A 25,582-nucleotide genomic window follows, 5' to 3' on the forward strand; every position below is an offset into this window, starting at 1 on the left:
TACGACCGCGGCGGCGACGAGCCAGTGCGGTGGTCAACGCGCTCCGGTGCGCGCACCCGGCCCTGAGGGAGCCTCACCGGAACGCGATCGCCGCCGCCGCGGTCGGACTTCCCCCCTTCCCGGGGGAGCACCGGGCCCCGGACGCCTCACGCGTCCGGGGCCCTTCCGTGCCGTGGGTGATCAGTCGACGAACCGCACGTCCGGGTGGGCGGACGAGGGGCCGTCCAGCAGGTCCTGGGGGCGCTTTCGCAGGTGCTGGTCGAAGAAGGCGGCGAGGTAGGCGCGCTGGGCGGCGGTGCTGCGTCCGGGGTCCACCGTGCCGACGTACTGCTCGCGGAGCCCGGCGGGTAGGTCCAGGCGCTCGTCCAGGGCCGGTACGAACGACTGGGCGTCCGTGTAACTGAAGTGACTGCCCCCCACCAGGCTCAGGTCACGTTTCCAGCCTGTCGAGTGGTCCCAGAAGGACCGCCAGGACGCCTTGTCGAGGTGGGTCTGGCCGGCCTTGCCCATCAGCATGAAGGGGCGGTCCAGCCCTTCCCGTGCCACGGGGAGGAAATCGCTGTCGTCGTACTGGAGCGTTCCGTCCATGTTGACGCCCGCGTCGATACGGCGGTCCACCCGCATGGTCTCCGCCGCGGTGGCGCCCCCGCCCGAATGTCCGTACATCCCGACCCGCTCCAGGTCCAGTGCCTTGTCCAGTCCCTTCGGCAGGCCACGCCGGGCGTCCGGGCCGGGGCCGCGCCGCACCAGGGCGAGCTGGTCGAGGACGAAGCGGATGTCGCGCACCCGGGTCTCCACCACCTTCTTCAGGTCCTCGGTCCCCGACATCGGTTCCTGGAACTCCACCCGGCCGCCGGGGAACTGCACCGCCGGGGTCTCGTAGGTGTGATCGACGGTGACGACGACGTAACCCCGGCTCGCCAGCTCGATCGCGGTCGACGTCCCGAGTGTCCGGGAGACCTCCAGACCCGGCGAGTGGAGCACGACGGGCCGCCGCCGGCGGTCGTCGGCCGGCGCCCCCCTGGCCGCCTCCGTGCGGATCCCGGCCCAGTCCACCTTTCCCGGCCCGGCCAGGCCGAACGAACCGGACTCGTCGACGGAACGCGCGACACCGGCGGGCATGTACGGCTGCCGCGGACACCCCCGCGTCCGGCGGGCCGGGTACCAGAGGCTGACCATCAGCTCCCGCGCCCGGTCGGCGACCCAGGGGTCCTGGCGCTCCCTGTCGACCAGATGCAGCTCGGCGCTCCCGACCGGACGGCCGCCGGTGGCTTCCGGCAACGCGAACCGCACACCCGTGTACGCGGGGGACGGCGCGGACGGAGCGTCGGAGGCGGCAGCCCCCGCCGGGACGACCAGAGAAAGACCAAGACCGAACGCCAGAGCGCTGTTCACACACCGTCGCATTCCCATGGCGACCACTCTCCGCCCGCCCGCGCCCACCGCCCGTCCCCCGCCGGGCGGACCCGCCCCCGGATCCTCCCCCGACCGCCTCCCCGCCCACGCCTCAGGGTCGGTGGGGCCCGCGGCGTGCCGCGCCGGGACAGGCCACCGGGGCCGTTCTCACCGCACGCGCCGCCTCCCCTCGGAGCGGAGCACGTCGGCCTCACAGCCCGGCGCGAACCAGTCGAAGCCGCGCGCGGTCAGCCGGCCGCGCTCACCGACGCCACCAGGTCTGCCGCACCCCTCACCCACCGGCCCACGTCCCGCCCCCTGGCGGCCGGTTCGGACACGACGCCTTCCGGTCCTGCCCGCCCGGCGCCCGGGGCCCAGCCCGTCCGGCGCCCGAGACCCGGCAAGGGGCGGCCACCCCCCGCGGCCGCCCCCGGAGCCCCCGCGGGGCTCACCCCTTGAGTGTCCGCACCGCGGTGGGCGCGTGCCCGGGCTCCGTGGCGAGTTCCTCGAACTCGCCGACCTTGTCGATGTCGCTGCCGCTCATCGCGATGTTGGTGACGCGTTCGAGCACGGCCTCGACCACCACCGGCACCTGGAACTCCTCGGCGAGCTTCCGGGCCTCCTGGAAGGCCCCGGCCAGGTCGGCGGGGTCGGTGACCCGCAGCGCCTTGCAGCCGAGCCCTTCGGCGACCTTGACGTGGTCCACGCCGTAGACGCCCAACTCGGGCGCGTTGATGTTCTCGAACTCCAGGTTGACCTGGAAGTCGATGTCGAAGTTCCGCTGCGCCTGCCGGATCAGCCCGAGGTAGGCGTTGTTGACCAGGACGTGGACGTACGGGATGCGGTGCTGGGCGCCGACGGCCAGTTCCTCGATCATGAACTGGAAGTCGTAGTCGCCGGAGAGCGCGACGACCGGTGTCGTGGGGTCGGCGACGGCGACGCCGAGGGCGGCGGGGACGGTCCAGCCGAGCGGTCCGGCCTGGCCGCAGTTGATCCAGTGGCGGGGCCGGTAGACGTGGAGCATCTGGGCCCCGGCGATCTGGGAGAGGCCGATGGTGGAGACGTACCGGGTCTCCGGTCCGAAGGCGCGGTTCATCTCCTGGTAGACGCGCTGCGGCTTGATCGGGATGTCGTCGAAGTGGGTGCGGCGCTGGAGGGTGGCGCGGCGCTCCTGGGCGGACTCGGCCCAGGCGGAGCGGTCGGGCAGGACTCCGGCGTCGCGCTGTTCGCGGGCGAGTTCGACGAAGAGCTCCAGGGCCGCGCGGGCGTCGGAGGCGATGCCGTAGTCGGGGGCGAAGACCCGCCCGATCTGGGTGGGCTCGATGTCGACGTGCACGAAGGTGCGGCCCTCGGTGTAGACGTCGAGCCCACCGGTGTGACGGTTGGCCCAGCGGTTGCCGATACCGAGGACGAAGTCGGACTCCAGGAAGGTGGCGTTGCCGTAGCGGTGCGAGGTCTGGAGGCCGACCATGCCGGCGTTGAGCGGGTGGTCGTCCGGGAGCACGCCCCAGCCCATCAGGGTGGGGACGACGGGGACACCGGTCAGCTCGGCGAACTCGGTGAGCAGACCGGCGGCGTCGGCGTTGATGACCCCGCCGCCCGCCACGATCAGCGGGCGCTCGGACTCCTGGAGCATCGCCAGCGCCTTGGCGGCCTGTGCGCGGGTGGCGGCCGGCTTGTAGACGGGCAGCGGCTCGTAGGTCTCGGGGTCGAACTCGATCTCGGCGAGCTGCACGTCGAGCGGCAGGTCGACGAGGACCGGGCCGGGGCGGCCGGAGCGCATCAGGTGGAAGGCCTGCTGGAGGACGCCGGGGACCTGGGCCGGCTCCAGGACGGTGACCGCCATCTTGGTGACCGGGGTGGCGATGGAGGCGATGTCGACCGCCTGGAAGTCCTCCTTGTGCAGGCGCGCGGTGGGCGCCTGCCCGGTGATGCAGAGGATCGGGACGGAGTCGCCGGAGGCGGAGTACAGGCCGGTGATCATGTCGGTGCCGGCCGGGCCGGAGGTGCCGACGCAGACCCCGATGTTGCCGGGGTGGGTACGAGTGTAGCCCTCGGCCATGTGGGAGGCGCCCTCGACGTGCCGGGCCAGCGTGTGCTGGATGCCGCCGGACGCCTTGAGCGCGGCGTAGAAGGGGTTGATGGCCGCGCCCGGCACGCCGAACGCGCGGCTGACGCCTTCGCGCTTGAGGATCTCGACTGCCGCACGGGCAGCGGTCATACGAGCCATGGAGGTCTCCTGGTTCGACGGCGGCCCCGGTTCCCGTCGCGCCCGCCGGTCGCCGGGTGCCGCGTCAGCGTTCCGTACGCGGGGTCGACCGACCCGGCCCCAACCAGGGTTTTTCGCCATACGGAATACTGATTCTGTTATGTGGAAGCAATGTAGAGTCGCGGCTCCCGCAGCGTCAAGAGCGGAACGGCGGGCGGGGCCCCGCCCGGCAGGACCGCGAGGCGCCCGGCCGCCGGAGGCGGCCCGGCCGAACTCCGGTGCGCGGCCGGTCTCCTGGGGCACGATGGACCGCCGACCGACCTCGGCGAGGGGAGCCTGCGATGCCCGACCGCGTTCCGGTGCGGTGCCCGGTCTGCCACCGGGACCACCAGTACGCGCCGACGGCGTACCCGTGTCGCTGCGGGGCGCCCGTGGTGGCGCCTCCGGCACTCGGTGCGCCGGCCCGGCCACTGGTCCACCGCGTCTGGGAGGACTCCTGGATCACCGTGCGGTGCGGGGCCTGCGGCCGCCAGGACCGGTGGCCGCAGCCCGAACTGGACTGTGGCTGCGGGGCCGTCCTGGCTCTGCCGGTCCTCTCGCTGCCCCAGGCGGCCGGGCGCGCGGAGCCGGAGGTCGCACGGCACGGGAGGGCACCCGCCTGGGACCCGGTGGCGCTGGCCGTGCACTGGCTGGAGCGGCTGGGCCACCGCGAGGTGCGGCGGCTGGAGCGGCGCGGGACCAGTGCGGTGGGCCTGCGGGCGAGCGGGGTGCTGGCCGAGGTGGAGACGGCGGCGCGGCCGGTCGGCGCCCGCGCGGTGGAATGCCTGTGGCTGAGCGGCCTGGCGGCGGGGCTGCCGGCGGTGCACTTCACGGGCTGCGGCTACACGGCGGAGGCCAGAGAGCGGGCCGACGCGATCGGGCTGGCCCTGTTCGCCCTGGACGCGAGCGGCACGGCCCGGCCGGTCAGCGGGGCCGCCGGGGAGCTGGTCCGGGGCGCGGGCGGCGAGGTGTGAACGGGTCCCGGACGCGGGCGGGGAGGAGCCGCGCGTCCGGGACCGGCCGGGGCGGGGCCGGACTCAGCGGCCGTAACGCTCACGCAGGTCGACCTTGCGGACCTTGCCGCTGACGGTCATCGGGAAGGCGTCGAGGAGCTGGAGGCGGCTGGGGACCTTGTAGTGGGCGAGGCGGTCGCGGCAGTGGGCGCGCAGTTCCTCCAGGGTGAGCGGCTCGGCACCCTGCTTCGGGATCACACAGGCCAGCACCTCCTCCCCGTACTTGCCGTCGGGCACGCCGACCACCTGGACGTCGGCGACCTTCGGGTGGGTGTACAGGAACTCCTCGATCTCCCTGGGGTATATGTTCTCCCCGCCACGGATGATCATGTCCTTGATCCGGCCGACGATCTCCACGTACCCGTCCTCGCGGAGGACGGCGAGGTCGCCGGTGTGCATCCAGCCGGCCGCGTCGACGGCCTCGGCGGTGCGTTCGGGTTCGTCCCAGTAGCCGAGCATCACCGAGTAGCCCCGGGTGCAGAGTTCGCCGGGCTCGCCGCGCGGCACGGTGACGCCCGTGGCCGGGTCGACGACCTTGATCTCCAGGTGCGGCAGGACGCGGCCGACGGTGCCGGTGCGGCGGTCGAGGCTGTCGTCGCGGCGGGTCTGGGTGGAGACCGGGGAGGTCTCGGTCATGCCGTAGCAGATGGAGACCTCGGCCATGTGCATCTCGGCGACGACCCGCTTCATGACCTCCTCGGGGCAGGGCGAACCGGCCATGATGCCGGTGCGCAGCGAGGTCAGGTCGTAGGAGGCGAAGTCGGCGAGGTTCAGCTCTCCTATGAACATGGTCGGGACGCCGTAGAGCGAGGTGCAGCGTTCGCCGGCGACGGCGGTGAGGGTGGTGACCGGGTCGAAGACGGGGCCGGGGATGACGATGCAGGCACCGTGGGTGGTGGCGGCGATGTTCCCCATGACCATGCCGAAGCAGTGGTAGAAGGGGACGGGGAGGCAGATGCGGTCCTGCTCGGTGTAGCCGATGTTCTCGCCGACGAAGTAGCCGTTGTTGAGGATGTTGTGGTGCGAGAGGGTGGCGCCCTTGGGGAAGCCGGTGGTGCCCGAGGTGTACTGGATGTTGACGGGATCGTCGCAGCTCAGCTCGGCCTCGCGGGCGGCGAGCGCCCCGTCAGGGCAGCCGGCGGCCGAGGCGAGCAGCGCCGTCCAGCTCTCCTCCCCCAGGTAGGCGGTCTCGCGCAGGGCGGGACACTCCTCGCGGACCTCGTTGACCAGGGCGCGGAAGTCGTTGGTGCGGTGGCCGGGGGTGGCGATGAGCAGGCCGATGCCGGACTGGCGCAGCACGTAGGCGAGTTCGTGGGCACGGTAGGCCGGGTTGATGTTGACCATGATGGCGCCGATGCGGGCGGTCGCGTACTGGACCAGCACCCACTCCGGGCAGTTGGTGGCCCAGATGCCGACCCGGTCGCCCTTGAGGACGCCCCGGGCGAGCAGGGCGCGGGCGAGGGTGTCGACGTCCTCGGCGAACCGGGCGTACGTCCAGCGCCGGCCGGAGGCGACGTCGACGAGGGCCTCGCGGTCGGGGTGGGCGGCGACGGTGCGGTCGAGGGAGGCGCCGATGGTGTCGGCGAGCAGGGGCGTGGTGCCGGTTCCGTGGGCGTAGCTGAGGGCGGCGCGGGGCGCGGGGACGGTGGTCACCGGTACTCCTCCTCGCGGTACTCGGCGTCCGACCCGGCAGCGGTGGCGGCGCGCAGTTCGACGCGGCGGATCTTGCCGGAGACGGTCTTGGGCAGCGCGCCGAACTCCAGCCGCCGCAGCCGCTTGTACGGCGCGAGGACGGCCCGGGAGTGCTCGAAGAGCAGCTTTGCGGTGTCGGGTCCGGGCTCCCAGCCCGCGGCGAGGACGATGTACGCCTTGGGGACGGCGAGCCGCAGCGGGTCGGGGGCGGGGACGACGGCGGCCTCGGCGACCGCCTCGTGTTCGAGGAGTGCGCTCTCCAGTTCGAAGGGGCTGATCTTGTAGTCGGAGGCCTTGAAGACGTCGTCGCTGCGGCCGACGTACGTCAGGTACCCGTCGGCGTCGCGGGCCCCGATGTCACCGGTGCGGTAGTACCCCCCGCCCATGGCCTCGGCGGTGCGTTCGGGGTCGCCCCGGTAGCCGGCCATCAGGCCGACCGGACGGTCGGCGAGGTCGAGGGCGATCTCCCCCTCGTCGGCACCGGGTTCCCCGGTGACGGGGTCGAGGAGCGTGACGGTGTAGCCGGGGCTGGGACGGCCCATGGAGCCGGTCTTCAGGCGCTGGCCCGGGGTGTTGGCGACCTGGACGGCGGTCTCGGTCTGGCCGAAGCCGTCGCGGATGGTGACGCCCCAGGCGCGGCGGACCTGTTCGATGACCTCCGGGTTGAGGGGCTCACCGGCGGCCAGTGCCTCGCGGGGCGGCGTGGCCAGCCGGGTCAGGTCGGCCTGGATGAGCATGCGCCAGACGGTCGGCGGGGCGCAGAAGGTGGTGACGCCCGCGCGTTCCATCTCACCGAGCAACCGCTCGGCGTCGAAACGGCTGTAGTTGTGGAGGAAGACGGTGGCCTCGGCGTTCCACGGGGCGAAGAGGTTGGACCAGGCGTGCTTGGCCCAGCCGGGCGAGGAGATGTTGAGGTGGACGTCGCCGGGACGCAGCCCCGTCCAGTACATGGTGGCGAGATGACCCACCGGGTACGACACATGGGTGTGCTCGACCAGTTTGGGGCGGGCGGTGGTGCCGGAGGTGAAGTACAGCATCAAGGGGTCGTCGGGGTCGGTCGGCCCGTCGGGGGCGAACGCGGCGGGGGCGGCGGCCGCCTCGCTGTAGGGGACCCAGCCCTCGGCGGGCGGCCCGACGGCGACGCGCGTGTAGTCGCCGGGCACGTCGGTGAACTTCGGGGTGTCCTCCGTACGGGCGATCACGTGCCGCACCCCGCCGCGCTCCACCCGGTCGCGGAGGTCGGCCGGGCCGAGCAGCGGGGTGGCCGGGATGACGACGGCGCGCAGCTTCATCGCGGCGAGCGCGGTCTCCCAGAGCTCGGCCTGGTTGCCGAGCATCACCAGGACCCGGTCACCGGGAGCGACACCGTGGCCGCGCAGCCAGTTGGCGGTCCGGGAGGAGCGCTCGGCCATGGCCGCGAAGGTCACCACGGTCCCGGTGCCGTCCTCCTCGACGATGTGCAGGGCGGGCCGGTCGTTCCCCTGGGCGATGGCGTCGAACCAGTCGAGGGCCCAGTTGAACCGCTCGGGCCTCGGCCAGCGGAAACCGGCGTACGCCGCCTCGTAGTCGGTGCGGTGCCGTAGCAGGAAGTCCCGGGCCTCGCGGAACTGTTCGGTGGCACTGGTTGCCGCCATGTGTCCTCCTCATTGCCGGACCACTGCCTACCATCGTCTAATTCGTGATGCAGGTCTCACCACCCCCGGACGGGGGTACGGACGGACCGTGCCCGAATCGTCCGGGACCGGGGCGAGCGGGGGCGAAGGGGCAGGAAGGAGCACGGATGTGACGACCGGCGGACAGGATCGCGGACGCGGGCGGGCGCGTGGCGGCGATCTCGAGGGGGCCGAGATGCGGGAGGCGCTGCTGCGGCTGCGGCGCGCCACCGGCCTGCCGATCGCCTTCGGCGGGCTCATCGAGGGACGCCATCAGGTACGCATCGCCGAGCTGAGCGGCACGGGCACCACGGCTCTGCGCGGCCTCAACGTCTCCTCCGGCAACGGCCTGGGCGGCAAGGCCGTCGCCCTCACCCGCCCGTGCGCCGTCACCGACTACCGCGCCTCGCGCCGCATCAGCCACGAGTACGACGCGGCGGTCGCCGCCGAGGGCCTGCGCTCCGTCCTCGCCGTCCCCGTCGTCGTCCACCGCCATGTACGAGGGGTGCTGTACGGGGCGCTGCGCGCGCCGACACCGGTCGGCGACCGGACCCTGTCGGCAGCGGTGGCGGCGGCCCGCGACATCGAGCAGGCCCTGGTGGCCCGCGAGGAGGCGGCGCACCTGCTGTCCCGGGCGGGGGAGCCGTCGCATCCCGGCTCCCCGGCGGCGTGGGAGGAGGTCCGCGAGATCCACGGCGAGCTGCGCACCCTGGCGGGCCGCCTGGGCGACCCGGCGCTGCGCGCCGAACTCCTCGCCGCCTGCACCCGGCTGGCCCGAGCGGGGCAGCCCGGCGCCGTCGCGCCGCCGGGCGCGCCCAAGCCGCCGCCCGCCGTGCTGACCCCGCGCGAGGTGGACGTGCTGGTCTGCGTGGCGGGCGGGGCGACCAACGCCGCGGTGGCCGCGCGGCTCGGGGTGCGGCCGGAGACGGTCAAGGGCTACCTGCGCTCGGCGATGCGCAAACTGGGCGCGCACACCCGGCTGGAGGCGGTGGTGGCGGCGCGGCGGCTGGGGATGCTGCCCTGAAGCACGCGGGGCGCGGCTCTCCCGCGGGGCGGTTCCACCCCGCCCACCGCATGGGACGCGTACCGCGCCCGGTCGGCGGCGGTGCGGGCGGGCAGGCCGCGGAGCCGGCCTCCCCCGTGGCGCCGGCCGCCTTCGACACCGCCCTGCGGCGGTGGAGCGAGGGCGTCGGCGCCGATGCCCCGGCGCGCCGCCGGCAGGGCGTCCACGGTCGTCGGGGCGAGTTCGGGCACCGTGGGCCGGGCAGTCGCCCCGGAGCTGTCCCGTACCGTCGGCGCCATGGTGAAGGAGCGAGCGCCGAAGCCGCGCCCCGGGCCCGACTGGTCACCGGAGTCGTGCGCAGGGGGGCGAGATCCTGCTGGTCCGGGTGAGGCTGGGCGCGGGCGGCGAGTCGCTCTGGTCGCTCCCGGGAGGCGGGGTCGAGGACGGTGAGCTGATCCACGAGGCGCTGCGGCGGCAGTTGCGGGAGGAGACCGGCCTCCTGGTGGGTGAGATCCGGGGCGGACCGCGTTCCTCGTGCACGTCGACTCGCCCTCGCGTCCTTCGGCGCGGGCGGCCGCGTTCGAGGGGGGCACCTGGTCGGGGGAGCCGGCACCCGGCGACGACATCGCACGTGCCGCCTTCTTCGTGCTGTCCGAAGCCCTGGATCCGCTCGGCCGACCGGGCGGCACGGCGCAACGGGAGCTGATCGCGGCATACCTGTCGGGAGAGGCGGCGCCGGGGGCGATGTGGGTGTTCGGGGACGACGGGACCGACGAGACACTCATCGCCCACTGGTGACATCCCCCTCGCCGTCGCCTCCCCGGGGTCGCCCACTTCGCAGGCGAGGGGGCGCCACCTCCGGCTGCCGATCGGCGGGCGGTCAGCCACTGACTGACGCGGGGCGCCGAAGAGTCGGCCAGGCTCGCGGCGCCGACGGCCGACGAGGCTCCGCCGTCGCGCCCGCGCTCCGTGGCACGACTCCGTGGCGAGGCGGAAGGCAGGGGGGTGATGCCGGCACCTCGGGCGCGCGACAACGGTGCCACGCACCCTCGCTGCCGCCGCGGCCGAGACGCGCGGCGCCAGGGAACCACCGGCCCTCGCGCCCCTCGCCGGCGAGCTGCCCGCCCTCCGGAGCCGGCCCTCGATCCGGTGGACAGCGGCAGCGGGCTACGCCCTGCCCACCAGGCCCGGCGCGGAGGGAGCCCGGAGTGTGGCACCCGGCGCAGGCGCGGCGTGACAGCGCACGTGTACCACCTGGCCCGCCCCCCACCTCTGCTCGACCGTGCCCATCGCCTCCCAGCCCAACCGTTCGTACAGAGCTGTCGCCGCCGTGTCGGCACTACCACGTCGAGCACGGGACGCAGGTCGCGGCGGAACGCCTCCTCGACGGCCCGCGCCGACGGCGCGACGAACAGCCGGCTGACCACGGCGGTGGCGCTCCGGCGCGGCGTCCCGTGCCGCTCGCCACCGGCCGGGTGCCAGATCGCCTTCACCGCCCGGGGAGAGGCTGACGCGCCCGGCCGGCCCTGGTGTTCGACGGTCCAGGAGCCGAGCAGAGCGCCGGAGGTGAGCCCGTCTCCGGGGCGCTCGGCCAGTTCTCGGGATGGCCGTCGCGGCGGTGGACCTCCGCGAGGACCCGCACGCACTCCACGACGTCCCCGTCGGCCCCGGGCCGTACCCGCCCGGCTGAAGTCCCGCCACCCCCTGCGGAAGTGGAACACCGGCCGGGCGGGTACGGCCACCGGGGACGGACCCGGCCGGGACGCCGCCGCGCACGGCGAAAGCCGGACCGTCCCCGGAATTCGTACGTCAGAGGATTTCGATGGCCTTGACCTTCGGAGGCCGGTTCGGATACGAAATCACCTTGTTGCGGTCGATCTTGATGACATCGCCATTGGCGTCGTAGTACTTCACCACGTTGTTTCCGGTGGAGATCTTGTCCACCCACCAGTTGCCGAAGTTCGTCTTGCCGCGATTCGCGTAGCAGTCCACACTGTCGCGCCCGTTCAGGTGCGACCAGATCTTCAGGTATCCGCGGTCCGGGTCACAGGTGACATGGTCGATGGCGGAGGCTGAACCCGCGGGCCCCACCATGGTGAACGCGGTGGCCGCGGCGAGCGCCATGGCCATCGTGCGAGCGGTACTCATCGTCTTCGAGAACACGTATTCCCTTTTCGGTCGTCTCGGTCACGTACGGATCCGAGCACCGCCTCACCCACGCTTCGGGAAGGGCGGCACTGCTGATGCATCGTAGGGACGGAACCCGTTCCGCCGAACGGCCCGGGAGGTGATTCACCTGAACGGGAACACCCACCGAAGGGCGGTGACTTCGCGATTCTCCGGAGAATGCGGGAAGAGAAACGATATTCCCCGTGCACGCCTCGTCCCCGCCGGGTCACCGGCGCTCGGCGGGGGCTGCGCGCTGCTCCACCACGACCTCGTGATCCGCGGCGCGGGTGGCGCGGCGCGAGGAGGCGGCGGGAGCGGAGCAGGGCGGGACGGTGTGCTGCGCCTGGAGCGCGCCGAGGCGGCGGACGGCCTCGGCCGGCCGGCGTCGGAGCGGCCCGCTCCACCAGGCGCCGGCCAGCAAGGAGGGTGCGTGCGGGGTGGGGCCAAGCCGGGCGGTCCGGGGGGACGCGGACGGCGCGTGTCCGCGTGTGCCGGCGCGGAAGGGGCCCCCGAGGGAGGGTCTCCGTGCCGCTCGTCCGGCCTCAGCCCGCCCGCGCGGGCCGAGGCCGCGCGGGCGGCCATGAGGCCGCGGGCCGTCCAGGCACGGTGGTGCGGGTCGGTCGTACGGGCCCGGTCGTACGGGCCCGGTCGTACGGGCCCGGTCGTACGGGCCCGGTCGTACGGGCCCGCCCTGCGGCGCGTCGCCCGGTGGCGGAGGCTCAGGCTCACCGGACCACCGCGTCCGGGCGCCGCCTGGCCGCCCCGGGCGTCGCCCGGTGGCGGAGGCTCAGGCTCACCGGACCACCGCGTCCGGGCGCCGCCTGGCCGCCCCGTACGCCCGGTCAGGCCGCCGAGCCGACCCGCCCCTCCGGGCCGTCGGCCTCGTCGTGGTGGATCGGGGTGTGGGCACCGCGCAGGGGGACGCCGGTGCCGCCTCGGCGCAGGGCGACGATCTCGGCGGCGATGGAGAGGGCCGTCTCCTCGGGGCTGTGGGCGCCGAGGTCGAGGCCGATCGGGGAGCGGAGGCGGGCCAGGGCTGCCTCGGGGACGCCGGCCTCGCGGAGGCGGGCGTTGCGGTCGAGGTGGGTGGTGCGGGAGCCCATGGCGCCGACGTAGGCGACGGGGAGGGTGAGGGCGAGGCGCAGCAGGGGGATGTCGAACTTGGCGTCGTGGGTGAGCACGCACAGCACCGTGCGGGCGTCGGTGTCGGTCTGCTCCAGGTAGCGGTGCGGCCAGTCGACGACGACCTCGTCGGCCTCGGGGAAGCGGGCGGCGGTGGTGAAGACCGGGCGGGCGTCGCAGACGGTGACGCGGTAGCCGAGGAAGCGGCCCATCCGTACCAGTGCCGAGGCGAAGTCGATGGCGCCGAAGACGATCATGCGCGGGGCGGGCAGGTTCGCCACCACCAGCAGCCCGGTGCGCGGTCCGCACCCGGGGCCGTCACCCCAGCCGCTGCCGGGGCCGCCGTCGCCGCCGACGGTGATGTGGGCGGTGCGTCCGGCGTCGAGGAGGGCCGTGGCCCGGGCCGCCGCGGCCCGTTCGACGGCGGGCAGGGCACCGAGGGCGCTGTCGGCGGGGCCTTCGGCGCGGACCAGCAGGGGCCGGCCGAGGAGTTCGGCGGGGCCCTCGGTCACGAGGGCGAGGGCCGCCGCCTCGCCGCGGACCGCGGCGGCGAGGGCGGCGGCCAGGACCGGCCGGGACGGATCGCCGCGGCGGACCGGGGTGACCAGGATGTCGATGACACCGCCGCAGGTCAGGCCGACCGCGAAGGCGTCGTCGTCGCTGTAGCCGAAGCGTTCGCGGACGGGGTGGCCGTCCTCGGCGGCCTGGCGGCACAGGTCGTAGACGGCGCCCTCGACGCAGCCGCCGGAGACGGAGCCGACGGCGGTGCCGTCGGTGTCCACGGCGAGCGCGGCGCCGGGCCGGCGGGGAGCGCTGCCGGAGACCGCCACGACGGTGGCGACGGCGAAGTCGCGGTCCTGCTCCATCCAGCCGTGCAGTTCGGCGGCGATGTCCAGCACGGTGCTTCTCCTTTGCGCGGTGGTGCGGCTACGCGAGGGCGGGCGGCGTCACTTCACGCCGAGCCAGCTCTCGATGGGACTGAGGGCGAAGTAGACGAGGAAGACGGCTGCCAGGACCCACATGAAGGCTCCGACCTGGCGGAACCTACCTTGCGCCGCCTTGATCGCGACGTAGGAGACGACGCCCGCGCCGACTCCGGTGGTGATCGAGTAGGTGAACGGCATGAGGACGACGGTGAGGAAGACCGGGACGGCGACCGAGCGGTCGGCCCAGTCGACGTGCCGGGCGTTCTGCATCATCATCGCGCCGATGACGACCAGGGCGGCGGCCGCGATGGGGCCGGGCACGATCTGCGCCAGCGGGGTGAAGAAGAGACCCGCGGCGAACAGCGTTCCGGTGACGACCGAGGAGAGGCCGGTGCGGGCGCCTTCGCCGACGCCGGTGGCCGACTCGATGAAGACGGTCTGTCCGGAGGCGCCGGCGACGCCGCCGATCGCGCCGCCCGCGCCGTCGACGAAGAGGGCTTTGGAGAGGCCGGGCATGCGGCCCTGGTCGTCGGCGAGCTTCGCCTCGGTGCCGACGCCGATGATGGTGGCCATGGCGTCGAAGAACCCGGCGAGGACCAGGGTGAAGACGATCATCCCGACGGTGAGCGCGCCGACCGAGCCCCAGCCGCCGAACTCGACCTGGCCGAAGAGAGCGAAGTCCGGCATGGAGACGGCGCTGCCGCTCAGTTCGGGAGCGCTGCCGCCCCACGCCTCGGGGCCGAGGTCGCCCACCGCGTTGACGATCACGGCCAGCACGGTGCCGGTGACGATGCCGATGAGGATGGCGCCGGGCACGTCGCGCGCCTGAAGCATGAAGATCAGCAGCAGGGTGACGCAGAAGAGCAGCACGGGCCAGCCGCTGAGCCGGCCACCGGTACCGAGGGTGACCGGGTCGCCCTTGCCGACAAATCCGGCGTTGAAGAGGCCGATCAGCGCGATGAAGGCGCCGATGCCGATGGTGATGCCGTGTTTGAGGGCGAGCGGGATGGCGTTCATGATCGTCTCGCGGAGTCCGGTGACCACCAAGAGGATGATCACCAGGCCGTACATGACGCACATGCCCATCGCCTGCGGCCACGTCATGTAGGGGGCGACCTGGGTGGCGAGGACGCCGGAGACCGAGAGCCCGGCGGCGAGCGCGAGCGGCACTTTGCCGACGAAGCCCATCAGCAGGGTGGAGACGGCGGCGGCGAGCGCGGTGGCGGTGATGAGTCCGGCGTGGTCCAGGCGGTTGCCCGCGGCATCGGGGCCGGAGAGCAGCAGCGGGTTGAGCAGCAGGATGTAGCACATCGCCATGAAGGTGGTGACGCCGCCGCGCAGTTCGCGGCCGAGCGTGGAACCCCGGTCGGTGATGTGGAAGTACCTGTCGAGCCAGGAGCGCCCCGCCGGGACGCGCGAGCCCTCGCCCGCGTCGTCGGCGGTGGTCGCCCCCGGCTGGAGGGACTGGTCGGTCATGAGGGTGTCTCCCGTGGGTCACAGGGGCCCGTACGGCCGGACGCGGTACGGGTGGGTGGTGCGCTGGACGCACGACCCGGGGGACGGCCCGAGGCGAACGGTCCGCGGCCGGCCCCTCCTCGGGGCGCGGGCGGTGGCGGTGCGGGTGTGCGGGGCCGTGAGCGGGCGGCCCCGGCACTCCGGGCGGTGCGGGCGGACGGGAAGGCGTGACGTTTCCTGGGCGGCGCGCACCGCCCGGAGGCCGGTGGGCCGCCCCGCCGGAGCGGGGCGGCGCCGGTCAGCTCCCGGTGAGGTGCTCGGGGCGGACCGGGGTCCGGTTCAGCTCCAGGCCGGTGGCCGCGCGGATCGCCGCGAGGACCGCCGGGGTGGAGGAGAGGGTCGGTGCCTCGCCGATGCCACGGAGCCCGTAGGGAGCGTGGTCGTCGGCGAGTTCGAGGACGTCGACCGGGATGGTCGGGGTGTCGAGGATGGTCGGGATGAGGTAGTCGGTGAAGGAGGGGTTGCGGACCTTGGCGGTGGCCGGGTCCACGATGATCTCCTCCATGACGGCGACGCCGAGGCCCTGCGTGGAGCCGCCCTGGATCTGGCCGACCACGGAGAGCGGGTTGAGGGCCTTGCCGACGTCCTGGGCGCAGGCCAGCTCCACCACCTTGACCAGGCCGAGGTCGGTGTCGACCTCGACGACGGCGCGGTGGGCGGCGAAGGAGTACTGGACGTGGCCCCTGCCCTGCCCGGTGCGCAGGTCGAGGGGTTCGGTGGGCCGGTGGCGCCACTCCAGCTCCAGGTCGATCACCTCCTCGCCGAGGACCTCGGCGAGGTCGGCGAGGACCTCCCCGCCGTCGGTGACGACCTTGCCGCCCTCCAGGAGGAGTTCGGCGGTGGCCCAGGCGGGGTGGTAGGTGCCGAGTCTGGCGCGGCCCAGCTCCAGCACCTTCTCCCGGACGGCCTCGCAGGTGTTCTTGACGGCGCCGCCGGTGACGTACGTCTGCCGGGAGGCGGAGGTCGATCCGGCCGAGCCGACCTGGGTGTCGGCGGGGTGGATGGTGACCTGGGAGACGCCCAGTTCGGTACGGGCGATCTGGGCGTGGACGGTGATACCGCCCTGCCCGACCTCCGCCATCGCGGTGTGCACGACGGCGACGGGCTCGCCACCGGCGACCTGGAGGCTGACCCGGGCCGTCGAGTAGTCGTCGAAGCCCTCGGAGAAGCCGACGTTCTTGATGCCGACGGCGTAGCCGACGCCCCGGACGACGCCCTCGCCGTGGGTGGTGTTGGACAGGCCCCCGGGCAGGGCGCGGACGTCGGGCTCACCGCCGGCCGACTCCCACTGGCGCTCGGGCGGCAGCGGGCGGGCCTTGACCCGGCGCAGCAGTTCGGCGACGGGCGCGGGCGAGTCGACCAACTGGCCGGTGGGCAGGACGGAGCCCTGTTCCATGGCGTTGAGCTGCCGCAGTTCGACCGGGTCCATGCCGAGGGCGGCGGCCAGCTTGTCCATCTGCGCCTCGTAGGCGAAGCACGCCTGGACGGCTCCGAAGCCGCGCATGGCGCCGCACGGCGGGTTGTTGGTGTAGAGGGCGACAGCCTCGATCTCGACGTTGTCGATGGCGTACGGGCCCGCGCCGAGCGAGGCCGCGTTGCCGACCACCGCCGGGGAGGAGGAGGCGTACGCGCCGCCGTCCAGGACGATACGGCACACCAGGTGGGTGAGCTTGCCGTCGCGGGTGGCGCCGTGCTCGTAGTGGAGCTTGGCGGGGTGGCGGTGGACGTGGCCGAAGAAGGACTCGAAGCGGTTGTAGACCATCTTCACGGGCTTGCCGGTGCGCAGCGCCAGCAGGCAGGCGTGGATCTGCATCGACAGGTCCTCCCGGCCGCCGAAGGCACCGCCGACGCCGGAGAGCGTCATGCGGACCTTCTCCTCGGGCAGGCCGAGGACGGGCGCGATCTGGCGCAGGTCGGCGTGGAGCCACTGGGTGGCCACGTACAGGTCGACCCCGCCGTCCTCGGCGGGGACGGCCAGTCCCGACTCGGGGCCGAGGAACGCCTGGTCCTGCATGCCGAAGACGTAGTCGCCGGTGACCACGACGTCGGCCAGGGCGCGGCCCGCCGCCACGTCGCCGTGGACGATGGGCTGGCGGTGGACGATGTTCGGGTGCGGGGTGTGCGGGGCGTGGTGGTCGTCGCGGTCCTCGTGGAGCAGGGGCGCGCCGGGCGCGGTGGCGCTGGCCTCGTCGGTGACGAGCGGCAGTTCCTCGTAGACCACCTTGATCCTGGCGGCGGCGCGGCGGGCCGTCTCGGGGTGGTCGGCGGCGACCAGGGCGATGGGCTCACCGTGGTGGCGGACCCGCCCGTGGGCGAGGGCCGGGGTGTCCTGGATCTCCAGGCCGTAGTTCTTCACCTCGGCGGGCAGGTCGTCGTGGGTGAGGACGGCGTACACCCCGGCCTGGGCGAGCGCCTCGCCGGTGTCGATGGAGACGATGCGGGCGTGGGCGTGGGGGGAGCGCACGGTGTGCCCCCAGAGCATGTCCTCGTGCCACATGTCGGAGGCGTACGCGAACTCGCCGGTCACCTTGAGGGTGCCGTCGGGCCGCAGCGTGGACTCACCGATGCCGCCCTTGGTGGCGGAGCCCTGGGTGAGGCGGCCGGGGACGCCGGTGGCGGTCATCGGCTCACCGCGCCTTCCTGGCGGGCGGCGGCGAGCCGGACCGCGTCGAGGATCTTCTCGTAGCCGGTGCAGCGGCAGAGGTTGCCGGAGAGTGCCTCGCGGATGTCGGCGTCGCTGGGCGAGGGATTGGCCTCCAGCATCTCGTCGGCGGCGACCAGCAGGCCGGGGGTGCAGAAGCCGCACTGGACGGCGCCGGCGTCGATGAACGCCTGCTGGATGGGGGAGAGTTCGGTGCCCTCGCCGGTCTGCGAGTCGGTGCCCCTCGCCGGGTCGGCGCTCCACCGCCTGGCCTCGTCGAGCCCGGTGCCGCAGGCCCCGGAGCCGCAGTCGCCGCCCTCGGTGCGGCAGGCGGCCAGCGCGGCGAGGCCCTCGACGGTGACGATGTCGCGGTCCTGGGCCTGGCCGGCCGCGACCAGGCAGGAACAGACGGGCACGCCGTCCAGGCGGACCGTGCAGGAGCCGCACTCGCCCTGCTCGCAGGCGTTCTTGGAACCGGGCAGTCCCATCCGCTCGCGCAGGACGTAGAGCAGCGACTCGCCCTCCCAGACGTCGTCGGCCTCCTGGCGGCGGCCGTTGACGGTGAAGTTCACGCGCATGCGGTGCTCCTCTCGCGGGCGGCCCAGGTCCAGCCGAGGGTGCGGCGGGCCAGGACGCCGATGGCGTGGCGGCGGTAGGCGGCGGTGCCGCGGACGTCGTCGATGGGGTTGCAGGCGCCGGCGGCGAGCGTGGCGAACTGCTTGACGAGGGATTCGGGGAGCGGCCCGCCGCTCTCCCAGTGGTTGCCCTCCGCCAGGGCCGCGACGAGGAACTCCTCGGCCGCCTTCGCCCGGATCGGGGTGGGGGCGGCGGAGCCGATGCCGGTCCGCACCGTGCGCGACCGGGGATGCAGGGCGATCCCGAAGGCGCACACGGCGATCACCATGGCGTTGCGCGTGCCGACCTTGGAGAACTGCTGCGGGCCGTCGGCCTTGCGGATGCGGACGGCGCGGATCAGCTCGTCGGGAGCCAGGGCGTTGCGCTTGACGCCGGTGTAGAAGTCGTCGATGGGGATGAGCCGGGTGCCGCGTACGGACTCGGCCTCGACCTCGGCGCCCGCGGCGAGCAGCGCCGGGTGGGCGTCTCCGGCCGGGGAGGCGGTCCCGAGGTTGCCGCCGACGCCGCCGCGGTTGCGGATCTGCGGGGAGGCGACGGTGTGCGAGGCGAGCGCGAGGCCGGGCAGCTCACCGCGGAGATGCCGCATGATGCGGCTGTACGGGACACTCGCACCGAGACGGATGCTGTCGCCGAGGTCCTCCCAGGCGGTCAGTTCCTCGATGCGTCCGAGGTCCAGCAGGTGGTCGGGGCGGCGGTGGTCGAAGTTGATCTCGACCATCAGGTCCGTGCCGCCCGCGATCGGCACGGCGGCGGGGTGCTCGGCCTTCGCGGCGAGCGCCTCCTCCCAGCCGGCGGGACGAAGGAAGTCCATGCGGGGCTCTCTTCCGGTGTCGTGGCGTCGATGGCGTACGGGCAGTTCCGGCCGTGCCGTGCGGGGCGGAGCTCGGACGTGCGTCACGGGGCGGTGGGCCGGGCCGCCTCCTGTTCGGTGCGGTCCCGTCCGGCCTCGTTCGTGCGCTGTTCACGCGAAGTGCGGTCAGTACACAGGTCTGCGGGCGGCCGGGGTCAGTCACCGAACACATGAAGGAGTTGGCTGGCCACGGCAGGCTTCTTGTAGATTCGTATGAACGGCGGGAGACGGTAACCTCGCCGTTTCGCCCCGGGAACCTCCGACACGGCCGAGCGGTGTGCGCCCGCCCCTGTCGGAGGTGTCCGGCGTGGTACCTGCCATACCCCTGTCCACCTGTTCATGAACGAGAGATCGGCGGCGACGAGATGCGGCTGCGCGCCCTGCTTCGGACCGATGGCCTCGGCCTGCGGCTGCTCGGCGGTGAGGACGAGCTGGACCGCGCGGTCCGCGGAGTGATGACCACCGACCTGCGCGACCCCAGCCGCTACCTCACCGGTGGCGAACTGGTCCTCACCGGACTGGCCTGGCGGCACGGCCCCGCCGACTCCGAGCCCTTCGTCCGCATCCTGGCGGCGGCCGGGGTGGCCGCGCTCGCCGCGGGCGAGGCGGAGCTCGGCGCGGTCCCCGAGGACCTGGTCGCGGCCTGCGCCCAGCACCGGCTGCCACTCCTCGCGGTCAACGAGTCGGTCGCCTTCGCCACCATCACCGAGCACGTCGTACGCCGCGTCTCGGGCGAGCGCGCCGGGGACCTCGCCGCCGTCGTCGACCGGCATCGGCGGCTGATGACGGCCGGGCCCGCGGGCGGCGGCCCCGAGGTCGTCCTCGATCTGCTCGGCTCCGACCTGGACCTGCGCGCCTGGGTCCTCTCCCCCACCGGCCGACGCGTCGCCGGCCCCCGCGGTCTGGCCCCGCTGCCCCACGAGACCGCCGCCCAGCTCGCCGCCGACGGCCTGGCCGCGGTCCGCGCCGGACGGCGCAGGCCGGTACGGACCAGCGTCGGCGGGGAGGCGTACGCGCTCTTCCCGATCCGGTCGGCGCCCTCGGGCACGCCCCGGGGACCCGCCATCGCCGACTGGCTGCTCGCGGTCCGCGCGGACGCCTCCGACTGGCCGGAGGAGCGGCTCGACCTGCTCGACGGCGTCACCCAGCTCATCGCCGTCGAACGCGACCGGCGCGACGCGGCCCGCACGGTACGGCGCCGGCTCGCCGGGGAGGTCCTGGAACTGGTGCAGTCGGGCGCGGCCCCCGCCGAGATCGCGGCCCGGCTGCGGGTCGCCGCCCCCGTGCTGCTGCCCGGACTGGGCGCCGCCCCGCACTGGCAGGTGGTGGTCGCCACCGCCGACGGCGCGGGCGGCGGGCAGGCGGCCCGGGCGCTGCTGGAGGAGATCCTGGTGGCGCCGGACGCCCCGGGCCCCGAGGTGGCCGACCGGATCGCGGTGGCCCGCCTCGGCGAGGAGGCCGTGGCGCTGGTCCCGCTGCCCGCCGTGGCGGCCGACGGGGCACCCACCGGCGACGACGCGGCCGGGCAGGGGCCGGAGGGGCTGGTCGCCGAGGAACTGCTCGACACCGTACGGCTCCCGCTCTCCGCCGGACTCGGCGACGGTGACCGGATCACCCTGGGCGTCAGCGCCGTCGTCCACTCGGCGGAGGGCCTGCGCGGCGCCCTGGAGGAGGCACGGCACGCCCGGCGGGTCGCCGCCGCCCGCCCCGGCAGCGTCTGCGCCGCCGGACACCAGGAACTGGCCTCGCACGTCCTGCTGCTCCCCTTCGTCCCCGACGACGTCCGCCGCGCCTTCACCGCCCGCCTCCTCGACCCGCTCCGGGACTACGACCGCCGCCACCGCGCGGAACTGGTCCCCACTCTGGAGGCGTTCCTCGACAGCGACGGTTCCTGGACCCGCTGTGCCGCCCGGCTTCACCTGCACGTCAACACCCTGCGCTACCGCGTGGGCAGGATCGAGCAACTGACGGGCCGCGACCTGTCGCGCCTCGAGGACAAGCTGGACTTCTTCCTGGCTCTGCGGATGAGCTGAGAGGGCGCGGACGGCCCCCTCTCGGACACCCGGCACGGTGAGGGACCGCGGGGAGGGCGGCGGCCGGCTCCGGCGCGCGCCCACGGGAGCGGCTTCGGCGCGGCACCCCGTCGGCTCGCGGCGCCGGCCCGGCGGCCCTGGCGAGGACGGGGGCGTTCTCGGCCCGTGCAGGTCAGGGAGGGGGCTCGGCGGGGGCACCTGTCACTGCGTCCCGGGTGGCCGGAGCAGGGGCGGGGCGTCGGGGCCGGGGGCATCGGTGCCGAGGGCTCCGGCGGCCGCGTGGTCGCGAACGGCGGGCCGGCGGGGGCTCACCCGGGCGCCTCCGCCTTCCTCACCCGCGGTCTCGTCCGCCCGGAGAGGGCTCAGGAGAGCCCGGTCACGCCCGGGCGACGCGCTCGTGGGCCCGTCCGGCTCATGCCCCCTTCCGCAGGGGCCCGCCTCACCAGGGGAACCCGGGGCCGTAGCCGGCCCCCGGGCCTGAGCTTCGGCGGACAGGGCCAGGCCAGGGCAGCGAGGGGCGACGACCGCTCCCCCAGCCCTCACCCCGGCGCACGCCGGAGCCCGGTGCGCCATGGTGATCTTGCGTGTGCTTCGACGCGCCCCAAGCATTGTGAAAACTTTCACCCGACCTCTTGGCTCTCCGCCACGTTCCGTGCTGAGATGCACGCCACACTCAATGGCGCGCGTGGGGGAGGCAATGTGGCGGACACCGCCATGTCCGATGCGAGTTCTTCGGAGGTCGTCACCGGGCCGGACGGGCCGGGCCGCCCGGCCGGGACGGCCCGGGAGGCGACCCGGACGGCGGTGTGGCGGCTGCGGTCGCGTGGCTGCTGGGCCGACGCGGCGGCCCTGCTCGCCAAGGCGCACGGGCCCTCCGCCGCGCTGGAACGGACCGCGTTGCTGGTGGAGCGCTGTCTGTACACGGGGCGGGGCTGGGCGGAGGCGGAGGACGGGCTGCGGCAGGCCGAGGCACTGGCCGGGACCGACGAGGAGCGGGGCGCCGCCGCCTGCGAGCGCGGGCACCTGGCGTACGCCTCGACCGTGCTCGGGGTGCGTGACCGCGCCGACGAGGCCCGTTCCGCGCTCGGCCGGGCCGCCGCGCTCCTGTCGCCCGCCGCACCCGGCCGGGCCCTGCTCGACTACCGGCGCGGGCTGATCTCCGAGCACATCTCCGATGCGCCCCAGGCCGCCCGCGCCGCGTACCGCCGGGCGCACGCCGGGGCCACCACCGGCGAGGACAGGTTGCTGCTCTCCTCGACCTGGCGGCACCTGGCCGGGCTGGCCCTGCGCGAAGGCGAGCTGGCCGAGGCGCGGCACGGCTTCACCCAGTCGCTGCGGCTCCGTGAGGAGCTGGGCTTCCTGGTCGGGACGGCGCCCGCGCTGGCCTCACTGGCGCAGACGGAAGGGGAGCCGGAGGCCTCCCGCCTGCTGGCGGAGGCGCGGCGGCTCTTCCGGCTGCTGGGCGGGGTGCCGACCTGGCTGGCGGACCAGCTCGCGCCCACCCCCGAACCGCTCTGACCGGGCGGCCCGGGCTCAGCGGGCGCCGGCGAAGTGTTCGCGGACCAGGGACTGGACGGCCGGGAGGTCCCGGGCCGCCAGCGCTTCCAGGAGTGCGAGGTGCTGGGCGGCGTCGGCCACCAGGTCGGTGGGGCGTCGCGAGAGCGGGCCGGTGACCAGGGGCCACTGGGCGCGCCGGTGCAGATCGGCGGCGACCGAGGCGAGCTGCCGGTTCCCGCCGAGGCCGAGGACGGCGCCGTGGAAGGCGCGGTCGGACTCGGCGTAGCGGGCCCGGTCACCGGTCTCGGCGGCGGCGACGGTCTCCTCGGCCAGCGGCCGCAGGGCCGCCCACTGGTCGGCGGGGACGGAGTGGGCCAGCCGCAGCATGACGGGGACCTCGATGAGGGCGCGGACCTCGGCGAGTTCGGCGAGTTCGCGGGCGTCCCGCTCGACGACGCGGAACCCCCGGTTGGGCACCACCTCGACCGCGCCCTCCAGGGCGAGCTGCTGCATGGCCTCGCGGACCGGCGTGGCCGAGACGCCGAAGCGCTCGGCGAGGCCGGGTGCGGAGTAGACCTCGCCGGGGACGAGATCGCCCGCGACGAGGGCGCCGCGCAGACCGTCGAGCACCTGGCCGCGTACGGAGGTGCGTCGCAGCGGGGTGCGGGGGGCGGGGGGCTCGCTGTGGGTGTGCTCGCCGCGCGCGGCCGGGGCTGAGACGTCGCGGGCGGTGGGCTGGGACGGGACGCGGGGGCGGGCGGGCTCGCCGGACCGGTCGGGGGAGGCCGGGGTGGCGGCCCGGGGCGGGGCGTGCTCCACTCGGATTCCTCCTCCTCGCGCGGACCGCTCGGCACCTCACCCGGACGGCCGGGCGGCCGGTTCACCCGGATGCCTGCGACGAGGATAGGGCAAGGTCAGTGAGAGGAAGGCTGGGGTAAGGTAAGGCTTACCTGCAAGCGATCGCGATCGGTGGTCCTCCCGCATGTCCATCACCGCTCCGGCGCCCGGCGCCCCGCACCCCCTCCCGGCCTCCCCCATGGCGGCCGCCTACGCCCGGCTGGCCGAGGTCTTCCCCTCGCTGCGCGTCGAAGAGGTCGGCGCCGGCGAGGCGCTCCCCGAGGGTGCCGGCTGGACCAGGGCGGACCGGCTCGCCGCCGGGGGCGAGGAGCTGGACGCGTTCATCGCCTGGGACGAGGAGCAGGTCCTGCGGGACTACGGCAAGGCCGCCCGACCGGACGTACTCGCCACCTTCGGCCTCCACCGGTACGCCTGGCCCGCCTGTCTGCTCATCACCCTCCCCTGGTTCCTGCTCGGCCGGGTCCCGCGCTTCCCCGTCGACCAGGTGGCGTACGACCGGGCCGAGGGGCGGATGGCGGTGCGCACCGGCGCTTTCGCCTGCCTGCCGGACGACCCGGCGGCGGGGCTGCCCGGTGCCCGGGTGGTGGCGGACGAGGAGGCGCTGCGCGGTGAGGTGCGGGCGGCCGTCGCCGAGCACCTGGAACCGCTGCTCGCCGGCTTCGGCCCCCGGATGCGGCGGCGCGGCCGGGCACTGTGGGGCATGGTCACCGACGAGATCGTCGAGAGCCTCTGGTACGTCGGCCACCTCCTCGGCGAGGAGCCGCGGGCCATGGCCGAGCTGGAGCGGCTGCTGCCGGGCGCGACCCGGCCGTACGTGGGGACGGCCGCCTTCCGCGAGCTGACCGGGCCGAACGGCGAGGCGCTGCCGACCCGGGACCGGGCGAGCTGCTGCATGTTCTACACCCTGCGGCCCGAGGACACCTGCGTGACCTGCCCGCGCACCTGCGACACGGACCGTGTCAGCAAGCTGACCGCCACGGGCGCCGCGGCCTCCACGACGGCCTGAGGTCCGTCCCCGTACGGACCCGAGTCGAACGCGACTCGCCTTCCCCGTACGGGCATTCGAGTTCGGAGGGGCGATCCGCGGGGTAAGCCACCCCCTTTGGCGTCCTCTTGTCCCGAAACCCTCTGCGCGGTGGTCCCCGTGCGCCACTATGGCGCCCGAACGCCCCACCGCTACGCAAGGGACCCCAGATGAGAATGACCGACATATCGCTCGACTGGCTGCTTCCCGGCGCCGTTCTGCTCCTGGGTGTGCTGGTCGCGGTGGCGGTTCTCGCGCGAGGGAAGCGGGCCGGGGCCAAGGCGGAGGCCGACGACTCCTGGGAGCGCAGTGAGGAGCGCCGCAGACGCAAGGAGGCCGTCTACGGCACCGCCTCCTATCTGCTGCTGTTCTGCTGCGCCGCCGTCGCGGCCGCGCTCTCCTTCCACGGCCTGGTCGGCTTCGGCCGGCAGAACCTCAACCTCTCCGGCGGCTGGGAGTACCTGGTGCCGTTCGGCCTGGACGGAGCGGCGATGTTCTGCTCCGTGCTCGCCGTCCGGGAGGCCAGCCACGGCGACGCCGCGCTCGGCTCACGGCTGCTGGTGTGGACGTTCGCCGGTGCCGCCGCCTGGTTCAACTGGGTGCACGCGCCGCGCGGTCTGGGCCACGCCGGGGCACCGCAGTTCTTCGCCGGGATGTCGCTGTCGGCGGCCGTCCTCTTCGACCGCGCGCTGAAGCAGACCCGGCGGGCGGCGCTGCGCGAGCAGGGGCTGGTGCCGAGGCCGCTGCCGCAGATCCGTATCGTCCGCTGGCTGCGGGCGCCCAGGGAGACGTACCACGCCTGGTCGCTGATGCTGCTGGAGGGCGTGCGGTCGCTGGACGAGGCGGTGGACGAGGTCCGCGAGGACCGCAGGGAGAAGACGCAGGACCGGATGCGCCGCCGGGACCAGCAGAAGATGGACCGGGCCCGGATCAAGGCGCTCGCCCGCAGCCAGCGCACCATCTGGGGCGGACGGCGGGGCGGTGCCCAGGTGGAGCTGGCGCCCGCCGGGGCTCCGGCGATCCCGCAGCAGCAGCTCACCGAGGCGCCGGTGACCGCGCCGGAGCAACTGCCGGTCCGCAGCCGGCCCTCGCTCCAGGCGGTGACCGGCCCCGAGGCGGCGGACCGGCAGCCGCAGCGGGCCACGACCGTCGACCTCACCGCCGAGGACGACACGCAGGCCCTGCCGCGGCTCGATTCGCTGGAGCAGAAGCTGAAGGACCTGGAGCAGCAGTTCGGCTGATTCCCGTCCCCTGTTCCGTACCCGCCCGAGGGGGCGGCCGCCGCGAGACGGCGACCGCCCCCTCAGT

Annotated in this window: 19 protein-coding genes and 2 pseudogenes; 8 read left to right on the plus strand and 13 right to left on the minus strand. The window is 74.4% G+C overall.

From position 1 onward, the window contains the following. Nucleotides 1-180: 180 nt before the first annotated feature. Both Sdia_RS22040 and gcl read right to left on the minus strand, forming a co-directional pair. Nucleotides 181-1,281 (minus strand): alpha/beta hydrolase family protein, encoded by a 1,101-nt coding sequence (locus Sdia_RS22040; protein WP_258057224.1) that lies wholly within the window; start codon nucleotides 1,279-1,281, stop codon nucleotides 181-183. A 562-nt stretch (nucleotides 1,282-1,843) separates the two neighbouring features. Next, entirely contained in the window at nucleotides 1,844-3,625 is a 1,782-nt protein-coding gene (gene gcl, locus Sdia_RS22045) for a glyoxylate carboligase (protein ID WP_164378428.1), read from the minus strand. 320 nt (nucleotides 3,626-3,945) lie between these two features. On the opposite strand from gcl, the gene Sdia_RS22050 reads away from it, so the two are divergent. Beyond that, a complete protein-coding gene (locus Sdia_RS22050) occupies nucleotides 3,946-4,617 on the plus strand; it encodes a hypothetical protein (protein WP_115069177.1) in 672 nt (223 codons plus the stop codon). 63 nt (nucleotides 4,618-4,680) lie between these two features. Here Sdia_RS22050 and Sdia_RS22055 read toward each other — a convergent pair whose 3' ends face one another. Then, nucleotides 4,681-6,309: an AMP-binding protein gene (locus Sdia_RS22055; protein WP_124287939.1), complete on the minus strand. Its 1,629-nt coding sequence runs from the start codon at nucleotides 6,307-6,309 to the stop codon at nucleotides 4,681-4,683. Continuing rightward, nucleotides 6,306-7,982: an AMP-binding protein gene (locus tag Sdia_RS22060; RefSeq protein ID WP_189399530.1), complete on the minus strand. Its 1,677-nt coding sequence runs from the start codon at nucleotides 7,980-7,982 to the stop codon at nucleotides 6,306-6,308. Before Sdia_RS22060 ends, Sdia_RS22055 begins: the two co-directional genes overlap by 4 nt. Nucleotides 7,983-8,196: 214 nt before the next feature. On the opposite strand from Sdia_RS22060, the gene Sdia_RS22065 reads away from it, so the two are divergent. The 3 genes and pseudogenes from Sdia_RS22065 to Sdia_RS30360 all read left to right on the plus strand — a co-directional run bounded on the left by Sdia_RS22065 (nucleotide 8,197) and on the right by Sdia_RS30360 (nucleotide 9,801). Continuing rightward, nucleotides 8,197-9,024 (plus strand): helix-turn-helix domain-containing protein, encoded by an 828-nt coding sequence (locus Sdia_RS22065; protein WP_100454297.1) that lies wholly within the window; start codon nucleotides 8,197-8,199, stop codon nucleotides 9,022-9,024. A gap of 364 nt (nucleotides 9,025-9,388) precedes the next feature. Next, nucleotides 9,389-9,454, plus strand: a pseudogene (locus tag Sdia_RS30355) (NUDIX hydrolase); the annotation flags it as partial. A gap of 83 nt (nucleotides 9,455-9,537) precedes the next feature. Then, nucleotides 9,538-9,801 (plus strand): hypothetical protein, encoded by a 264-nt coding sequence (locus tag Sdia_RS30360; RefSeq protein WP_229830440.1) that lies wholly within the window; start codon nucleotides 9,538-9,540, stop codon nucleotides 9,799-9,801. Nucleotides 9,802-10,170: 369 nt separating this feature from the next. Here the strand turns inward: Sdia_RS30360 and Sdia_RS30365 are convergent. The 8 genes and pseudogenes from Sdia_RS30365 to Sdia_RS22105 form a co-directional block, all read right to left on the minus strand. Then, nucleotides 10,171-10,645 (minus strand): annotated as a pseudogene (locus Sdia_RS30365) (GNAT family N-acetyltransferase). A gap of 167 nt (nucleotides 10,646-10,812) precedes the next feature. Then, on the minus strand, nucleotides 10,813-11,127 hold the full coding sequence (locus tag Sdia_RS22075; protein WP_181844104.1) for a beta/gamma crystallin domain-containing protein: 315 nt from the start codon (nucleotides 11,125-11,127) through the stop codon (nucleotides 10,813-10,815). Nucleotides 11,128-11,398: 271 nt separating this feature from the next. Further along, the gene (locus tag Sdia_RS22080; protein ID WP_100453460.1) at nucleotides 11,399-11,593 is read right to left on the minus strand and encodes a hypothetical protein; all 195 of its coding nucleotides are present in this window, start codon (nucleotides 11,591-11,593) and stop codon (nucleotides 11,399-11,401) included. 421 nt (nucleotides 11,594-12,014) lie between these two features. After that, entirely contained in the window at nucleotides 12,015-13,193 is a 1,179-nt protein-coding gene (locus Sdia_RS22085; RefSeq protein WP_189499851.1) for an XdhC family protein, read from the minus strand. Between the two features lie 48 nt (nucleotides 13,194-13,241). Continuing rightward, nucleotides 13,242-14,696 (minus strand): NCS2 family permease, encoded by a 1,455-nt coding sequence (locus Sdia_RS22090; RefSeq protein ID WP_189399534.1) that lies wholly within the window; start codon nucleotides 14,694-14,696, stop codon nucleotides 13,242-13,244. Between the two features lie 277 nt (nucleotides 14,697-14,973). After that, nucleotides 14,974-17,358: a xanthine dehydrogenase subunit D gene (gene pucD / locus Sdia_RS22095; protein ID WP_124287943.1), complete on the minus strand. Its 2,385-nt coding sequence runs from the start codon at nucleotides 17,356-17,358 to the stop codon at nucleotides 14,974-14,976. After that, the gene (locus Sdia_RS22100; RefSeq protein WP_100453456.1) at nucleotides 17,355-17,954 is read right to left on the minus strand and encodes a (2Fe-2S)-binding protein; all 600 of its coding nucleotides are present in this window, start codon (nucleotides 17,952-17,954) and stop codon (nucleotides 17,355-17,357) included. The genes pucD and Sdia_RS22100 overlap by 4 nt, the downstream gene beginning before the upstream one ends. Further along, on the minus strand, nucleotides 17,945-18,823 hold the full coding sequence (locus Sdia_RS22105; RefSeq protein ID WP_115069171.1) for an FAD binding domain-containing protein: 879 nt from the start codon (nucleotides 18,821-18,823) through the stop codon (nucleotides 17,945-17,947). The genes Sdia_RS22100 and Sdia_RS22105 overlap by 10 nt, the downstream gene beginning before the upstream one ends. Before the next feature lie 404 nt (nucleotides 18,824-19,227). On the opposite strand from Sdia_RS22105, the gene Sdia_RS22110 reads away from it, so the two are divergent. Both Sdia_RS22110 and Sdia_RS22115 read left to right on the plus strand, forming a co-directional pair. Next, nucleotides 19,228-20,895, plus strand: a complete 1,668-nt coding sequence (locus Sdia_RS22110; protein WP_115069170.1) for a PucR family transcriptional regulator — start codon at nucleotides 19,228-19,230, stop codon at nucleotides 20,893-20,895. Between the two features lie 714 nt (nucleotides 20,896-21,609). Further along, entirely contained in the window at nucleotides 21,610-22,413 is an 804-nt protein-coding gene (locus Sdia_RS22115; protein ID WP_229830281.1) for a hypothetical protein, read from the plus strand. Between the two features lie 15 nt (nucleotides 22,414-22,428). Here Sdia_RS22115 and Sdia_RS22120 read toward each other — a convergent pair whose 3' ends face one another. Further along, nucleotides 22,429-23,211 carry a GntR family transcriptional regulator gene (locus tag Sdia_RS22120; protein ID WP_100453454.1) on the minus strand — a complete coding sequence of 261 codons (783 nt, stop codon included), beginning with the start codon at nucleotides 23,209-23,211 and terminating at the stop codon, nucleotides 22,429-22,431. 163 nt (nucleotides 23,212-23,374) lie between these two features. Between Sdia_RS22120 and Sdia_RS22125 the strand changes: the two genes are divergently transcribed. Both Sdia_RS22125 and Sdia_RS22130 read left to right on the plus strand, forming a co-directional pair. Continuing rightward, nucleotides 23,375-24,256 (plus strand): (2Fe-2S)-binding protein, encoded by an 882-nt coding sequence (locus Sdia_RS22125; RefSeq protein ID WP_124287944.1) that lies wholly within the window; start codon nucleotides 23,375-23,377, stop codon nucleotides 24,254-24,256. A gap of 188 nt (nucleotides 24,257-24,444) precedes the next feature. After that, nucleotides 24,445-25,515: a DUF2637 domain-containing protein gene (locus Sdia_RS22130; protein WP_115069169.1), complete on the plus strand. Its 1,071-nt coding sequence runs from the start codon at nucleotides 24,445-24,447 to the stop codon at nucleotides 25,513-25,515. The last annotated feature ends 67 nt before the right edge of the window (nucleotides 25,516-25,582 follow it).

Source organism: Streptomyces diastaticus subsp. diastaticus (genome assembly GCF_011170125.1).
GTDB lineage: Bacteria > Actinomycetota > Actinomycetes > Streptomycetales > Streptomycetaceae > Streptomyces > Streptomyces diastaticus.

Coding starts and splice junctions, on each gene's coding strand:
- Sdia_RS22075 (WP_181844104.1), bottom strand. CDS start 11,127: ATGGCGCTCGCCGCGGCCACCGCGTTCACCATGGTGGGGCCCGCGGGT.
- Sdia_RS22125 (WP_124287944.1), top strand. CDS start 23,375: ATGTCCATCACCGCTCCGGCGCCCGGCGCCCCGCACCCCCTCCCGGCC.
- Sdia_RS22105 (WP_115069171.1), bottom strand. CDS start 18,823: ATGGACTTCCTTCGTCCCGCCGGCTGGGAGGAGGCGCTCGCCGCGAAG.
- Sdia_RS22100 (WP_100453456.1), bottom strand. CDS start 17,954: ATGCGCGTGAACTTCACCGTCAACGGCCGCCGCCAGGAGGCCGACGAC.
- Sdia_RS22115 (WP_229830281.1), top strand. CDS start 21,610: ATGTCCGATGCGAGTTCTTCGGAGGTCGTCACCGGGCCGGACGGGCCG.
- Sdia_RS22090 (WP_189399534.1), bottom strand. CDS start 14,696: ATGACCGACCAGTCCCTCCAGCCGGGGGCGACCACCGCCGACGACGCG.
- Sdia_RS22050 (WP_115069177.1), top strand. CDS start 3,946: ATGCCCGACCGCGTTCCGGTGCGGTGCCCGGTCTGCCACCGGGACCAC.
- Sdia_RS22065 (WP_100454297.1), top strand. CDS start 8,197: ATGCGGGAGGCGCTGCTGCGGCTGCGGCGCGCCACCGGCCTGCCGATC.
- Sdia_RS22060 (WP_189399530.1), bottom strand. CDS start 7,982: ATGGCGGCAACCAGTGCCACCGAACAGTTCCGCGAGGCCCGGGACTTC.
- gcl (WP_164378428.1), bottom strand. CDS start 3,625: ATGGCTCGTATGACCGCTGCCCGTGCGGCAGTCGAGATCCTCAAGCGC.
- pucD (WP_124287943.1), bottom strand. CDS start 17,358: ATGACCGCCACCGGCGTCCCCGGCCGCCTCACCCAGGGCTCCGCCACC.
- Sdia_RS22130 (WP_115069169.1), top strand. CDS start 24,445: ATGAGAATGACCGACATATCGCTCGACTGGCTGCTTCCCGGCGCCGTT.
- Sdia_RS22110 (WP_115069170.1), top strand. CDS start 19,228: ATGCGGCTGCGCGCCCTGCTTCGGACCGATGGCCTCGGCCTGCGGCTG.